At 67.5% G+C, this 13878-nt stretch carries 15 protein-coding genes; 5 read left to right on the top strand and 10 right to left on the bottom strand.

All coding sequences use genetic code 11. From position 1 onward, the window contains the following. Positions 1-51: 51 nt before the first annotated feature. Both RCO27_RS15265 and RCO27_RS15260 read left to right on the top strand, forming a co-directional pair. Positions 52-1035 carry an SDR family NAD(P)-dependent oxidoreductase gene (locus tag RCO27_RS15265; protein WP_309003560.1) on the top strand — a complete coding sequence of 328 codons (984 nt, stop codon included), beginning with the start codon at positions 52-54 and terminating at the stop codon, positions 1033-1035. Then, positions 1035-1823 (top strand): TIM barrel protein, encoded by a 789-nt coding sequence (locus tag RCO27_RS15260; protein WP_309003559.1) that lies wholly within the window; start codon positions 1035-1037, stop codon positions 1821-1823. The genes RCO27_RS15265 and RCO27_RS15260 overlap by 1 nt, the downstream gene beginning before the upstream one ends. Here RCO27_RS15260 and RCO27_RS15255 read toward each other — a convergent pair. Genes RCO27_RS15255 through RCO27_RS15220 form a run of 8 tightly spaced genes read right to left on the bottom strand, consistent with a single transcriptional unit; the run spans position 1815 to position 8091 of the window. After that, positions 1815-2204: a nuclear transport factor 2 family protein gene (locus tag RCO27_RS15255; RefSeq protein ID WP_309003558.1), complete on the bottom strand. Its 390-nt coding sequence runs from the start codon at positions 2202-2204 to the stop codon at positions 1815-1817. The genes RCO27_RS15260 and RCO27_RS15255 overlap by 9 nt on opposite strands. Further along, entirely contained in the window at positions 2201-3067 is an 867-nt protein-coding gene (locus tag RCO27_RS15250; protein ID WP_309003557.1) for an alpha/beta hydrolase, read from the bottom strand. Before RCO27_RS15250 ends, RCO27_RS15255 begins: the two co-directional genes overlap by 4 nt. Positions 3068-3119: 52 nt before the next feature. Then, positions 3120-4349: a CoA transferase gene (locus RCO27_RS15245; protein ID WP_309003556.1), complete on the bottom strand. Its 1230-nt coding sequence runs from the start codon at positions 4347-4349 to the stop codon at positions 3120-3122. A 15-nt stretch (positions 4350-4364) separates the two neighbouring features. Then, positions 4365-5150: an enoyl-CoA hydratase/isomerase family protein gene (locus tag RCO27_RS15240; RefSeq protein WP_309003555.1), complete on the bottom strand. Its 786-nt coding sequence runs from the start codon at positions 5148-5150 to the stop codon at positions 4365-4367. Continuing rightward, positions 5147-6061: an SDR family NAD(P)-dependent oxidoreductase gene (locus RCO27_RS15235; protein ID WP_309003554.1), complete on the bottom strand. Its 915-nt coding sequence runs from the start codon at positions 6059-6061 to the stop codon at positions 5147-5149. Before RCO27_RS15235 ends, RCO27_RS15240 begins: the two co-directional genes overlap by 4 nt. 25 nt (positions 6062-6086) lie before the next feature. Beyond that, positions 6087-6530, bottom strand: a complete 444-nt coding sequence (locus RCO27_RS15230; RefSeq protein ID WP_309003970.1) for a MaoC family dehydratase — start codon at positions 6528-6530, stop codon at positions 6087-6089. Between the two features lie 2 nt (positions 6531-6532). After that, positions 6533-6931 carry a Zn-ribbon domain-containing OB-fold protein gene (locus RCO27_RS15225; protein ID WP_309003553.1) on the bottom strand — a complete coding sequence of 133 codons (399 nt, stop codon included), beginning with the start codon at positions 6929-6931 and terminating at the stop codon, positions 6533-6535. Then, positions 6928-8091, bottom strand: coding sequence for a thiolase domain-containing protein (locus RCO27_RS15220; RefSeq protein ID WP_309003552.1), 1164 nt, complete (start codon positions 8089-8091; stop codon positions 6928-6930). Before RCO27_RS15220 ends, RCO27_RS15225 begins: the two co-directional genes overlap by 4 nt. A 373-nt stretch (positions 8092-8464) precedes the next feature. Here RCO27_RS15220 and RCO27_RS15215 point away from each other — a divergent pair, with 373 nt between their 5' ends. From RCO27_RS15215 to RCO27_RS15205, 3 genes are all read left to right on the top strand, one after another. After that, positions 8465-9190, top strand: coding sequence for a hypothetical protein (locus tag RCO27_RS15215; protein ID WP_309003551.1), 726 nt, complete (start codon positions 8465-8467; stop codon positions 9188-9190). A 152-nt stretch (positions 9191-9342) separates the two neighbouring features. Then, on the top strand, positions 9343-11496 hold the full coding sequence (locus RCO27_RS15210) for an acetate--CoA ligase family protein (RefSeq protein ID WP_309003550.1): 2154 nt from the start codon (positions 9343-9345) through the stop codon (positions 11494-11496). Beyond that, on the top strand, positions 11493-12266 hold the full coding sequence (locus RCO27_RS15205) for an SDR family NAD(P)-dependent oxidoreductase (RefSeq protein WP_309003549.1): 774 nt from the start codon (positions 11493-11495) through the stop codon (positions 12264-12266). The genes RCO27_RS15210 and RCO27_RS15205 overlap by 4 nt, the downstream gene beginning before the upstream one ends. Before the next feature lie 4 nt (positions 12267-12270). Here the strand turns inward: RCO27_RS15205 and RCO27_RS15200 are convergent, their stop codons facing one another. Together RCO27_RS15200 and RCO27_RS15195 are read right to left on the bottom strand one after the other, a co-directional pair. Next, entirely contained in the window at positions 12271-12681 is a 411-nt protein-coding gene (locus RCO27_RS15200) for a Zn-ribbon domain-containing OB-fold protein (RefSeq protein ID WP_309003548.1), read from the bottom strand. Positions 12682-12684: 3 nt separating this feature from the next. Further along, positions 12685-13866 (bottom strand): thiolase family protein, encoded by a 1182-nt coding sequence (locus RCO27_RS15195; protein WP_309003547.1) that lies wholly within the window; start codon positions 13864-13866, stop codon positions 12685-12687. Positions 13867-13878 lie beyond the last annotated feature (12 nt).

Raw genomic sequence — 13878 nt, 5'->3', positions numbered from 1 at the left:
CTTGCTCTATCTGGCGACCCGCTCCTATGCTCGCTTGGGAAAGGAAGGCCCATGGACCTGACCACGCCCTTCGCCGGCAAGGTCGCCCTGGTGACCGGCGCCGGCCATGGCATCGGCCGCGCCGAGGCGCTGGAGCTGGCCCGGCGCGGCGCCGCCGTCGTGGTCAACGATCTCCATCGCGGCGCGCCCACGGCCGCCGAGCAGGTCGTCGCCGAAATCCGCGCAGCCGGGGGCGAAGCGGTCGCGGCGCATGGCAGCGTGTCGCGGCCGGCGGAGGCCGAGGCGATCGTTACCACCGCCGTCGACAGGTTCGGCCGGCTCGACATCCTGGTCAACAATGCCGGCTTCGGCCGTGTCGCGCCGATCTGGGATATGGCGGACAAGGACTGGGAGGCGGTAATCGCCGTCAATCTCACCGGTACCTTCCTGATGGCGCGCGCGGCCGCCCGGGTGATGCGCCGTCAGCGCAGCGGCATGATCATCAACACTGCCTCGGAAGCAGCGACCGGCGACACCTATTTCAGCGCCTATATGGCGGCCAAGGCGGGCGTCATCGGCCTCACGCGCGGCATCGCGCGGGACCTTCTCCGCGACAATGTTCGCTGCAACGCCGTCTGCCCGCGCGCCTTCGACACCGCCCAGACCAATGTCGCCGCCTGGGAGAAATTGCAGCGCTTCAACGCCCGCTACGGCGTCGCGATGTGCGGACCGCACCCGATGGGGCCGATCCCCGGCACCGCGGCGGAGGTGGCGGCGATCGTCGCCTGGCTCTGCACCGACGATTGCGCCGACATGACCGGCCGCATCCTGATCGCCGGCTGCGGCGAGGTCGGCCTGTGGGCCGAGCCGTGCCCGGTCTCCCCGCTGATCGACATGGACGGCTGGACGCTGGAGCGCTTGCACGCCGTCCGTCACCACCTGACCCGCGACCTCGCCAATCCGTTCCACGAGCTGCCCGAAGAGGCCTGGGCCGAGATCGACGAACGCTATCGCGACCGCATCGACAATGGCGCGGCGGCGGGCGCGAGCGGCTGATGCCCCTGCGCTTCGCCGCCAATCTCAGCTTCCTCTTTCCCGATCTGCCGTGGGAGCAGCGTTTCGCCGCGGCGGCTCGGAGCGGCTTTCCTGGTGTCGAGATGAATCCGCCGACACCCTATGATGTTCCCTCTGCTCGCTTCGCCGCCTTGCTGCGCGACGACGGGCTCACCTGCCCGCTCCTCGTCGGCCCGATCGGAACCGGCTCCGCACGTTTCGGCCATGCCTGCGTGCCCGGCGAGCGGGGAGGCTTCGGGGCCAGCGTCGTGACGATGCTCGACTATGCGGTCACGGCCGGCGTGCCACTTGTTCACGTCTCGGCGGGACTGGCGCCGGCAGGCGTGCCGCGCGCGGAAGTCGAGGCGGTCTATGTCGAGAATATCGCCTGGACCGCCGAACAGGCGGCATCGGCGGGCGTGCGACTCTGCATCGAGCCGGTCTGCGAGATGCGCACGCCCGGCTTCTTCCTCCAGACCACGACGCAAGCGCTCGATCTCATCGCCCGCACCGGCCGCTCGGATATCGGCCTTATCTTCGACGTCTTTCATGTCGAAATGCAGGAAGGGTCGGCGCTCGATAGGCTGCCCGTGCTCCTGCCCCATATCGCCCATGTCCAGGTGTCCGACACGCCTGACCGGCATATGCCGGGCACCGGCATGATCCCCTTCGCTGCGATCTTCGCCGGGCTCGAGACGGCCGGCTATGCAGGCTGGATCGGCTGCGAATATACGCCCGAGCCTGACAGCTCCGGCAACCTCGAATGGGCGCAGCGCTGGATGTCAGTATGACGGAAGCGGGGTCGAGGCATAGGCCGCGATCTTCCACTTGCCGTCCTGCTTCTCCCAGACGGAGAGGAACAGGGTCTCGACCACGCCGCGGCTTTCGTGGGTGATCCAGTCATATTCGATATACGAACGCCCGGTGAGCAACGCATAGCCGTCGCGCAGCCGCACAATCATGTCGCTGGCGCTGGTGTGCGGGGTCTTCACCACCTTTGCGGCGATCCGGGCGAGGAAAGTGGCACGGTCCTCGACCATGCCGTTGATATGGGCGTAGTGGAAGCTGTCCGCCATGCCCGCCGCGAGGGCGTCGACATCATCGTCCATGATCGCCTGGCGCCGGGCGCGCTCGGCAGCGATGATTTGGGCTTCGTCGGTGGTCTCGGTCATGGCCCCTCCAGCAGGCAACGCAATGCCGCGACCAGCGCCAACGGCCGGTCCAGCAGGATGTGATGGTCGGCGTCGGGAATTTCGATGAAGCGCGTGCCGGCGGGCGCGACCTCGCGCAGGTGCCCCGCGACCTCTACGTCGACCAGCCGCGAACATTCGCCGCGCAGCAGGGTGAGCGGTACCGTCAGTTGCCTGAGCCGCGCGCGGTGCACGTCATGCGCCACAGGAACGCCGCCGTCGGGATCGGTGCACCAGGTCCAGTGCATTCCGGTGTGACGCAGCGTCCGCCGCGCGACGAAATCAACCATGAACGGATAGGGGCAGTCCTGCGGCGGCGCGAGCAGGAAGCGGCCGAGCCCCTCCTCGAGCGAGGCGTAGCGCCGCAGCTTGCGCTCGCGCGGCCGCGCCGGCGGTCGCCCGGGCGGCGGCAGATAGAGGTCGATCAGGATCAGGCCGGCGAAGCGTTCGCCCCAGCGCTCCATCGCCAGCATCGCGGGCAGGCAGCCGAAGGAATGGGCCGCGACGAACGGGCGCCGCCCGCCCTCGAACAGCCCGCCCGCCTCGGCCGCCGCCATCAGCTCGTCGGCATGGAGGTCAATGGAATAGGCGTCCCGCCAGTCCGATCCGCCCATGCCGGAAAAGGAGAAGGCCGCGACCTGCCCGGCCGCCCGGACAAGCTGCGGCGCGGTCGGCCGCCACCAATCGGCATGGGCGCCAGCACCATGGACCAGCAGCAATCCCGGCCCGTCGTCGCCTTGCCAGGTCAGCAGCTCGATCGCCGCCCCCGCCACGTCGATGCGCCGCTCCACCGGCTGGTCCGCGATCGCGCGAACGAACCACGGATCGGCGCCGGGCGCTGCCACCGGTAGAGGGCGGCCATGCCAATCGATGGCCGGCTCGGCGGCAAGGACGGCGCTAGACAATCCCGTCCCGCCGCAATTCGTCCAGCTCCGCGTCGCTCAATCCCAGTTCGCCGGACAGGATGGCGCGAGTGTCCTGACCGACATCGGGCGGCGCGCGATAGGCGACGAGGAGCGGGCCGCTCGCCTTGATCGGATTCGCGATCAGCGGCAGTTCCCCCGTCGTCGAATGTCCGGCACTGACCCGCATGCCGCGCTCGCGGACCTGCGGATCGTCGAACACCTGCGCCATATTGTTGACCGGGTTCGACGGGATGCCGGCCTCGACCATGCGCCGATGCACCTCGGCGACGGGCAGGCCGCCGATCGTCTCGTCGAGCAGGCGCATGAGCTCGGGCCGGTGCTGGAGGCGCAGGCTGTTGGTCAGGAAGCGCGGGTCAGTGGCCAGCTCGGAGCGGCCGAGCGCCCGGCAGAAGCTCTCGTAGAGCGCCTGGCTGCCCGGTGCGATCATGATGTAGCCGTCGGCGCAGCGGAAGCCGCCGCCGGGCGCGCCGCCATTGGCCTGCGTGCCGACCAGCCCGGGAATCTGGCCCGAGGCGAGATAGTGGAGCCCAAACTGTCCGGCCAACGCGACGCCGACGTCCAGCAGGGCGATGTCGATAAATTGCCCGGCGCCGCCATTGGTCGCGCGATCGTAGAGCGCGGCCTGGATGGCCACGACGGCATAATTACCGGCGGTCATATCGACGATGCTCGGGCCGGCTTTCATCGGGCCGCCGCCGGGCTCGCTCTCCGGAAAGCCGGTGACGCTCATCATCCCCGATGCGGCCTGTACGATCGGATCGTAGCCGCCGCGGTCGCGATAGGGGCCGGTCTGGCCGTAGCCGGTGATCGAGCAGTAGATGAGACCCGGGTTGATCGCCTGCAAATCTTCATAGCCGAGCCCGTAGCGGGCGAGCGTGCCCACCTTGTAATTCTCGATCAGCACGTCGGCGGTCGCGACGAGTTTCTTGAGCAGCGCTTGTCCGCGGGACTCGGCAATGTTGAGCGTGATGGCGCGCTTGTTGCGGTTGGCGCTCTGGAACATGGCCGATCGGGTCGTGTCGCGGCCGTCATTGTCCTTGAAGAAGGGCGGGCCGAACAGCCGGCTGTCGTCGCCAACGCCCGGCCGTTCCACCTTGATGACGTCGGCGCCCATGTCGCCGAGCATCTGCGCCGCCCAGGGGCCGGCGAGGACGCGCGACAGATCGAGCACGCGCAGGCTGCGATAAGGTCCGCCGCTCATCTCAACATCCTCTGGTCAATATCCCTTGAACTCCGGCTTGCGCTTCTCGCGGAAGGCACGGCTGCCTTCCTGCGCATCCTCGGTCGCGCCGAGCCAGGCCTGCGCTTCCATTTCCTGCGAGAGCACGGTGTCGATATCGAGCGGCGCGCGGACGAGCAGCGCCTTGGTGGCACCGATCGCGGCGGTCGCCTTGGTCGCGAGCTGCTGCGCCCGCTCCATGGCGAGCTCGAGCCCGGTCTGCCCTTCCGCGAGCCATTCGACGATGCCCATCGCCTTCGCCTGCGGCGCCTTGATGACGTCGGCGAACATCACGACCTCGCGCACCACGCCCATGCTGACGCGCAGCGGCAGGCTCCACAGCAGGCCGATGTCGGGCATCACGCCGATCCGGCCATAGGCAGCGCAGAAGCTCGCATTCTCCCCCGCCGCGATGAAATCGCAGGCCGAGGCGAGGGCGAAGCCCGCGCCGAAGGCGGGCCCGTCCACCGCGGCGATCACCGGCTTGCTGTGGCCGGCGATGGCGCGCAGCAGCCGCTGCGGCCGCTTCATCAGCATGCGGACCTGCGGCCCGGTGAACGGCCCCGGATTGCTGATGTCGCCGCCGGCGCAGAAAGCGGGGCCGGCCCCGGTCAGGACGATGGCGCGGCACTCGCGGTCCTCGTCGAGCCGCGCGAACGCCTCGATCAGACCCTCGCGAATCTCCGGCACCAGCGCGTTGCGCTTGTCCGGCACGTTCATCGTGAGGACGACCACGCCGCCCTCGCGCCGCTCGAGCAGCGCGGGCTCTCCCGCCCCGCTCATTTGGTCGGCGCCGTCGAGATGCCGATCGAGCGCGTGCCGAACAGATTGCCGTTCATCAGCGCGCTCAGCTCCTCGGCCTTCCACGCCTTCTCGCCGGAGAACATCTCCTTCTCGACATGCCAGCCCTTCATCCAGGCGATGCGGTCGTAGACATTGTGGATGACCTGCCCCGTGACATGCTGCGCCTCGTCGCTGGCCAGCCAGGCGACGATCGGAGAGCTGTTGCCCGGGTCCATCCGGTCCCACGTTCCCTCGGGCAGCTCGTTGGTCTCGAAGGAGGGCGGAAAGCCGGGGATGGAGGAGGTGATCCGGGTCATGCCGCCGGGGCTGATGCAATTGGCGGTCACGCCATATTTGTAGAGTTCCATCGACAGGGTCAGCGTCAGTCCGACCAGCGCCGCCTTGGCGGTCGCATAGTTGGTCTGGCCGAAATTGCCGTAGAGGCCGGCGCCGGACGTGGTGTTGATGATCCGGCCCGCGCTCTTGCCCTTCGCCTGCGCCTGATCGCGCCAGACCTTCGCAGCGTGGTGCGACGTGGTCCAGCTCCCCTTCACATGGACGGCGATGACCCGGTCGAAATCCTCCTCGGTCATCTTCCAGACCGCCGCGTCACGGGCGATGCCGGCATTGTTGACGAGGATGTCGAGCCCGCCGAACGCGCTCATCGCCTGGCCGATCAGTTCGCCGGCCTCCTCTAGGCTGGAGACGTCGGCATAATTGGCGACCGCCTCGCCGCCGCGCTCCTGGATCAGCTTCACCGTGTCGTCGGCGGCATTGCCCCGGCCCTCGCCGCGGCTCGATCCGCCGAAATCGTTCACCACCACCTTGGCGCCCTGCTTCGCCAGCTCCAGACAGTGACCCCGCCCGATGCCGCGCCCGCCGCCGGTGACGATCGCGATCTTCCCTTCCAATATGCCCATCTCGGCTCTCTCCCGTTCAATCGAAATATTGGATGACCTGATCGGCGACGATCGCCGGGCGCTCCTGCCCTTCGACCTCGATCGTGCAGGTGTTGGTCACTCGGTAGGCGCCCTCGACGCGCTCGCACGATTTCAGCGTCTGGCGCTGGCGGATGCGCGCGCCGGATGGCGTCGGCCCGGTGAAGCGCAGCCTGTCGAACCCGTAGTTCAGCGCGCGCGAGAAATTGGTGACGCGGTAGATCAGCATCAGCGGCACCAGCGACATGACGAGATAGCCGTGCGCGATCGTCTTGCCGCCCGGCATCTTCTCTTTCGCGCGCTCGACATCGACGTGGATCCACTGCTTATCGCCGGTGAGCTCGGCGAACGCATCGATCTTGTCCTGGCCGACCGTAATCCAATCGCTGACCCCGATCTCCTCCCCGACGTGGGGGACGAGATCGGCGGCGGTATCGAACATCCTCAAGCCGGCTCTCCTTCCGGGGTGAACATCGGCACGGCAGGCCCGCTCTCGCTGGGCTTGAACACGACGCGCACGGGGAGCCCGCAGCGCAGGCTGTCGAAATCGCAATCGACGATATTGGTGATCATCCGCGGCCCCTCGGCGAGCTGGACGCTGGCCACCGCATAAGGGATCGGGGCGCGCCGCAGCACGGTGAAGGAATAGATTTCCCCCTTACCGGAGGCCTCGCGCCATTCCGTCCGCTCGCTCCGGCAGAAGGGGCAGAGCGCACGCGGATAATGGAAGGCCTCGCCGCAATTGGTGCAGGCCTTGATCAGCAGCCGCCCCTCATCGGCGGCGGCGAAATAGGCCTCGATCTCCGGATTGAGCTCCGGCGCCGGAACCTTGCGCTCGCTCATCTCGTACGCTCCAGGATCATCGTGCAGCTTCCACCGCGGCTGGTGATGAAGCCGCCGGTGCCGTGCGCGACGACGAGGTCGCAATTCGGCACCTGCACCTTGGGATGCGCCTCGCCGCGCACCTGGCGCACCGCCTCGACCAGCTTGGGAATGCCGCCGCGCCCGCCGGGATGGTTGTTGCACAAACCCCCGCCATCGGTGTTGACCGGCAGCTTGCCGACGCCCGAGATGAGGTTGCCGTCGGACACGAAGGCACCCCCCTTCCCCTTCTCGCAGAAGCCCAGATCCTCCAGTGTGATGATCACGGTCATCGTGAAGCTGTCGTAGACCGAGGCATATTTGATGTCGGCGTGCGTCACCCCGGCCTCGGCGAAGGCGCGCGCGGCGGAGTCGCGCCCGGCCGTCCAGGTGAAGCCGCTGCGGCCGCCGTCCTGATGCTTCAGCGCCTCGGCCGCGCCGCGGATGCGGATCATCGGCCGGTTGAGCGACCGGGCGATCTCTTCCCCGACGACCACGATCGCGCCGCCGCCATCGGTGTTGAGGCAGCAGTCGAGCCGCCGCAGCGGATCGGCGATCATCGGCGATTCAGATACCTCTTCTACCGTCACCACCTTCGGCAGCACCGCATTCGGGTTGTGCTGGGCATGGTGCGAGGCGGCGACTTTCACCCACGACATCTGCTCGCGGGTCGTGCCGAACTCGTGGATGTGGCGCTGCGCGGCCATCGCATAGATGGCGTGGGTGTTGATCCCGTAGGGCGCCTCGAAGGGCAGCTCGGGCGCGCCATATTGATCGGGCATCATCCGCTTCGGATCGCCGGTCAGCGATTTGCCGCCCATGGTGACCAGGGCCACGCGGCAACGGCCGGAGAGGATGGCCCGCGCCGCATGGCCCGCCATGACCAGCGGCGCCGAGCCGCCAGTCTCGGTATTGTCCAGGTGCCGGAGATGGGTGAGGCCCATATATTCGGCCATGCCGATGCCACCGAGCACGCCCGGCCCGTCGCGCGCGACGAAATAGGCGTCGACATCGTCGAAGGAGAGACCGGCGTCGGCGAGCGCACCTTTGGCCGATTCGCCGTGGATCTGGGCGACTGACTTGTCCTCAGCGCGCCGTGTCGGATGCTCAAACGCACCGACGATATAGGCATAGCCGCTCATGCCGCGCATCCCGAAGGGCCAGAATTCAAGCGCCCGTCTCCCGTTTTGCCACGATCTTAATGCAATCGTGTGCTGATTCTTGACCGAGGAAGGGCGGAGAGCCACTTCCGGCGAGTCACGCGAAGTATGGCACAGCTCCGACAATAGAGTAAATTCTTTTACGCAATCTTCTGTAAACTCATGTGATAACAATAGGATATGACTAGCCTATCGGTCGATCCCATATCCAATCAGCCCCATGCTCGCCCCGCGCCGAGGCCCATGCTGCGGAACATTGTTATGGACACGTGAGCATAGAGAGGGCAGATGCTCACGTCACCGGCAACGGCCGGGGCGAATCGGCCCATTATCGGGCCCTTCAGGAGAGGAACGGATGGGCGCCCGCATCTACCTGCACGAGGTCATCGACATCATCCTGTCGGGCCGGGCCAATTATTTCGATCATATGGTCAACGGCTATGTCGACTGGGGCGCCGACCGCGGCATGCGCATCTTCGGCATCTGGGGCACGCTCGGCAGCACGGCGCGCTGGCCCGAGGTCATCAACATCTGGGAATATGGCGACTGGGCCAATGTCGCGAGCATCTTCGCGCACGAGACGCGCGGCCATGACGGCATGCAGGATCCGGCGCTGAAGGAGTGGTGGCTGATCGCCCAGAAATATCGCAGCGGCGGCTTCGACCGGATCATGCAGGCGACCGACAGCTCGCCCGACGTCAACGATCTCGAGGCGCGCGGCATCGTCGGCAACGAAGTGTTCCGACACGAGATCGTCGGCCTGAAACCGGGCGAGGCGCAGAGCTTCCTCGAGCGTGTCGAGGGCGAATGGGCGCCGCACCTCAAGACGCTCGGCATCGAGCTGGCGGGGGCCTGGCGCACGCTGCTGCGCGACGACAGCGAGGCGATCCTCGTCTGGTCCTGCCCGACCTGGGAGAATTGGGCGACGGCCGAGGAGGAGATCGATCAGGGCGCCAAAGGAAAGGCGTGGCGCGAGGCGGTTCGCCCGGTCGTCACCAGCTTCAAGACCGATCTCATGGTCTCCGCCCCACGCTCGCCGACCAAGACAGGCCGGCAGCCGAGCAAGGCCGACAACGCCTGATCCTTAACCATGAAAGCAACCCGTCATTGCGAGGAGCGAAGCGACGAAGCAATCCAGACTGACTCGAAGGTTGCACTGGATTGCTTCGCTCCGCTCGCAATGACGGTTCATTTGGAATCGGGACAGGGCCCGAACACCTGACGAGGAACTTGATGACGTTCGATTCTCTCACCCCCGAAGACGCCCGCGCGCTGCTCGAAGCCAGCGACCGCGACATCGCCCGCATCCTGGGGCCGCGCACCGGCGTCGCCTTCGTCGGCTCGGCGCGGATGACGCCGGCGCAGCGGCGCCAGCTGGCCCGCTACGGCGACGTGAAGATGTTCATCGTCAACCCGAAGGGCGGTGACGCGGGCGATATTCAGGTGGTGCCGAGCGTGCTTGATCTGCCGGATGAGGTCGATCTGGTCGTGATCAAGGTCGGGCCCGCGGCGACGGCCAGGGTTATCGAGGAGTGCGGCACGCGCGGCATCCGCCAGGCGCTGATCTGGACCGACGGCTATACCGAGACGGGCGAGGAAGGCGCGACGATGGAGCGCGAACTCGCCGAGATCGCCCGCCGCACCGGCGTGCGCATCATCGGCCCCAACACCAACGACAATGCGTTCGAGCGCTATCCCAAACCCGTCAACCATCGCGGCGGCAAGATCGCGATGGTGACGCAGAGCGGCGCCAATGGCCGTTCGGTGGTCGAGGGCGTGACGATGGGGGCGGACTTCCACCGCTGGGTGACCACCGGCAACGAGGTCGACCTCGAGGTCGCCGACTTCATCCATCATTTCGCCGGGCTGGACGAAGTCGCGGTCATCGCGCTCTATGTCGAAGGCTTCAAGTCGCCGGAGAAGCTGCGCATCGCCCTCGACCGCGCCATCCGCGCCGGCAAGCCGGTGGTCGCGATCAAGATGGGCGCGACCGAGCGCGGCGCGAAGGCGGCCGCCTCGCACACCGGCCATCTCACCGGTGCCGATGCGGTCGTGAACGGCCTGTTCCGCCAATATGGCGTGGTCCGCGTCCACGATGTCGACGAGCTCCTCGAATATGCGAACCTGTTCTCGAAGTTGCCGCTCGATGCCGGCTCGCGCTGTGCGATGTACACCATCTCCGGCGGCACTGCGGCTTTGATGGCCGAGCATGCCGACGTCAGCGGGCTCGCCATGCCGGAAAACCCGCCGGCACTGCGCGAAGCGATCTACCAGCACATCCCGCGCAACGTCAGCGTGGTGAACCCGGTCGACAATGGCGGCGTCTTCGTGATGACGAACCCGCCGGAAACGCGCCAGGCGGTGATCGACCTGATCGTCTCCAATCCCGAGGTCGACCTCGTCCTGTTCGGCATGAACGCCGCCTACGGCCCGCTCTCGGACCGGATGGCGGAAGACATCCTCGCCGTCGCGCCGTCCTGTGAGAAGCCGATCATCGGAATCTGGACGTCGATCATCACCGACACGCAGGGCTATCGCGACCTCGTCGCCTCCGGCGTCCCCTTCTTCCGCTCGTTCGGCAAGTGCATGCGCGCGCTCGGCGCCCGCAAGCGGTACATCGAGCGGCGCGCGCGCTATCAGCGTGCCGACACACCGGTCCGCCCGCTGTCCGAGGCGTCCCGCGCCGCACTTGCGCGCGGTGGCGTACTCGGCGCCGCCGAAGCGGCGGAGTTGCTCTACAGCGCGGGGATCACGCTGGCAGGCGAAAAGCTTGTCCAGACGCCGGACGAAGCCGCCACCGCGGCCGAGGCGATGGGTTTTCCGGTCGTGCTCAAGCTCATGTCGCCCGATATCCCGCACAAGACCGACAAGGGTCTGGTCAAGCTGGGTGTCGGCTCTGCGGACGAGGTTCGCGCAGTGGCTGCCGACCTGCTGGCGCGCGGTCGCCAATATGCCGGCGGCGGCACGATCGACGGCGTCCTCGTCCAGGAGCAGATCCCGCAGGGCGTCGAGATGATCGTCGGCCTGACCCAGGACCCGCAATTCGGCCCGTCGCTGACGATCGGCGCCGGCGGCATCCATGCCGAGGTGATGCAGGACGCCGCCACCGCGCCGCTCCCGGTCACCGAGGACGACGTCCGTGAGATGATTGCGACTTTGCGCCTGGCGCCGCTGCTCGACGGCGTGCGCGGGGCGAAGCCGGCGGACAGGGAGGCGTTCGTGCGCCTCGCTCTGGCCGTCGGCGAGCTCGGCCGGTCGTGCAAGGGGGCGCTGGCCGAGCTCGACCTCAACCCGGTGGTTGTGCTGCCCGATCGCGCCGTCGCAGTCGATGCGCTGGTCGTCGGCGCGGGCGGCGACGCCCCCGCCCTCTCCGCCGCGGCGGAATGACCGGCACGATCGTCTGGATCAGCGGCGCGACCGAGGGGATCGGCCTCGGCCTCGCCCGTAATGTACCCTGGCCCGGCGCGCGCATCATCAATCTCTCGCGCCGGCCGCATCCGGATCATGAGACGGTGCAGGTCGATCTTACCGATCCCGCGTCGTGGGAGCGGGCGCGGGAGAGCTTCCGGCGCGAGCTGGACGGTTTCATCGGCCGCGCCGTCTTCATCCACAACGCCTATTATTCCGCTGCGGTCGGCATGGTCGGCAAGGTCGACCAACGCGAATATGAAAAGAGCCTGCTCGCCAATGTCGCCGCGCCGCTGGCGCTTGGCGACGCCTTCATCCGCGCCTTCCCGGAGGGCGTGGAAGGCGGCCTCGTCATGATGTCCTCGGGCTCCGCGATCGTGCCGCTGGAGGGCCTTGCCAGCTACTGCGCCGCGAAGGTCGGCGTCGAGCATTGGGTCGAGGTCGTCCAGCGCGAGCTGGCCGGGCGCAAGGGGCCCTGGGTGGTGGCCGTCCGCCCCGGCGCGATCGACACCGAGCCGGCGCGCGCCGCCGCCCGGCTCGACCCCAGCGTCTACCCCCGCGCCGGCAAGGTCGCCGCGGGCAAGCGCCTCGATATCGACAGCGCAGGCAAGCGCATCTGGGCCGAACTGCCCCCCGCGCCCGGCATCGCCGTCATCGCCTACGAAGCCGCGCCGGAAGGGGCTGACGCCCGCTTTGGCGGCCGCACCCGGCTCGTCCCCGAAGAAGACTGGCACCGCGCGATCGCCTGATCAGTCAGGCGTCCGTCAGCCTGAAGGTATAGAGGTTGATCTCCTCGCTCGCCCGGGTGAACGCCACTTCAACCGGCGCATCGACCGCCAGGCGCTCGGTCGGAGCGTCTACGAGGCGGGTTAGCATCAGTGGTCCCTCCTCCAGCTCGACCACCGCGAGCACATAGGGGATCTCGAACCCCGCCAGCGGCGCGCGGTACACGATCGTGTAGCTGTAGAGTTTCCCGCGTCCGCTTACCTCAGTCCAGGTGAAGGGTTCGACGAGGCAATTCGTGCACAGTATCTGAGGGGTCCAGCGATGATGGCCGCAGGCGTCGCAACGCTGGAGGACGAGGCGACCCTCGTTCGCCGCGGCCCAGAAGGGCCGGGAGAGCTCGGTCGGTTGGGGCAGCGGAATGCCGGTCATGGCGGTCATGTCTCAGTCCTTCGCCAGGATCGTGAAGGCGTGGCGCGCGTCGGTGAGCGGGCCGCAGCCGACGGAGAGCCTGGGCTCGCGCACCTTGCGGCAGATCGTCCGGTCATAGGTGTGCACGCCCTCGCGCCAGCCGGGGCAGAGATCCTCCACCTCGTTCCGGTACTGCTTCACCACCTCGATCTGCTTGAAATTGTAGGGGATCATGTTGTGGCTGTAGGCGAGGTTGCCGCCATCCAGGCTGGAGGGGTGCGCACCGTCGGGCCGGATCGCATCCGGCACATAGGCGCCGCCTTCGCCGGGCTCGCAGAAGCCCAAAGTCTCGAACTGGACGATGGGCCCATGCGCGAAATGATCGTAGCACATGACGATGTCGACATCGTCGTGGCGCACCCCAGCCTGCGCGAAGCCGTCGATCATCAGCTGCCGCGTGCCGAGCATCCTGAGCGACGGCGCCTCGAAATAGGAGTTGCCGTGCGTCTCGGCCGCGCCGCCCAGCACCCAGACCGGCGGATGGCGGCAATCCTTCGCCCGCTCGGCCGACGTGACGACGATGCAGCTCGCCCCGTCATTGACCAGGGAGCACATCGGCTGGGTGAGCGGATCGGCGATCATCCGTCCGTTCAGGATGCGCTCGACCGTCTGCACCTCCTCGCCGAAGCGCACCGCCTGCGGATTGATCGAGGCATTGTGGTGGCTGTTCGCCGCGATCTCCGCCATCTGCTCGATGGTCGTGCCGAACTCGTGCATGTGTCGGCGCGCCATGATCGCGTACTGGGCCGGCGTCATCGAACCGGTCCATTCGGTGAACTCGAAGGTCGGGCGCGTATAGGTCGCCATGTCGCCGGCCAAGGACTGAGCGCCAGCCGCCGGAATGATCACGACCTTGGCGATCCCCGCCCGGATTGCCGCGCCGGCCAGCAGCACTGCCTTGGCGCCGGAGGTCTGTGCGGTCACCGCGACCGGATGGCCGAACTGCTCGGCGATCGCCCCGTCGTCGAAGCCGCGCCCGTTCCCCGCCGGGAAGATATAGGAAATGTAGCCGTCGACCTCGGAAAGCGGGATGCCGGCATCGTCGAGCGCGCCGCGAATCGATTCCATCATCATCGAGACGATTGTGCGTCCCGACTTCTTCTGCTGGCGCGTCGCATGCACACCGACGATCGCGATGTCGCGCCCGCCATTCACCCTGCGCGTCCT

It is taken from the genome of Sphingosinicella sp. LHD-64, from assembly GCF_031157375.1.
Lineage (GTDB): Bacteria > Pseudomonadota > Alphaproteobacteria > Sphingomonadales > Sphingomonadaceae > Allosphingosinicella.
The sequence above is the reverse complement of the archived record's forward strand: the minus strand, read 5'-3'. Positions and strand labels throughout refer to the sequence as shown.

Coding starts and splice junctions, on each gene's coding strand:
- RCO27_RS15265 (WP_309003560.1), top strand. CDS start 52: ATGGACCTGACCACGCCCTTCGCCGGCAAGGTCGCCCTGGTGACCGGC.
- RCO27_RS15260 (WP_309003559.1), top strand. CDS start 1,035: ATGCCCCTGCGCTTCGCCGCCAATCTCAGCTTCCTCTTTCCCGATCTG.
- RCO27_RS15255 (WP_309003558.1), bottom strand. CDS start 2,204: ATGACCGAGACCACCGACGAAGCCCAAATCATCGCTGCCGAGCGCGCC.
- RCO27_RS15245 (WP_309003556.1), bottom strand. CDS start 4,349: ATGAGCGGCGGACCTTATCGCAGCCTGCGCGTGCTCGATCTGTCGCGC.
- RCO27_RS15240 (WP_309003555.1), bottom strand. CDS start 5,150: ATGAGCGGGGCGGGAGAGCCCGCGCTGCTCGAGCGGCGCGAGGGCGGC.
- RCO27_RS15230 (WP_309003970.1), bottom strand. CDS start 6,530: ATGTTCGATACCGCCGCCGATCTCGTCCCCCACGTCGGGGAGGAGATC.
- RCO27_RS15225 (WP_309003553.1), bottom strand. CDS start 6,931: ATGAGCGAGCGCAAGGTTCCGGCGCCGGAGCTCAATCCGGAGATCGAG.
- RCO27_RS15220 (WP_309003552.1), bottom strand. CDS start 8,091: ATGAGCGGCTATGCCTATATCGTCGGTGCGTTTGAGCATCCGACACGG.
- RCO27_RS15215 (WP_309003551.1), top strand. CDS start 8,465: ATGGGCGCCCGCATCTACCTGCACGAGGTCATCGACATCATCCTGTCG.
- RCO27_RS15210 (WP_309003550.1), top strand. CDS start 9,343: ATGACGTTCGATTCTCTCACCCCCGAAGACGCCCGCGCGCTGCTCGAA.
- RCO27_RS15205 (WP_309003549.1), top strand. CDS start 11,493: ATGACCGGCACGATCGTCTGGATCAGCGGCGCGACCGAGGGGATCGGC.
- RCO27_RS15200 (WP_309003548.1), bottom strand. CDS start 12,681: ATGACCGCCATGACCGGCATTCCGCTGCCCCAACCGACCGAGCTCTCC.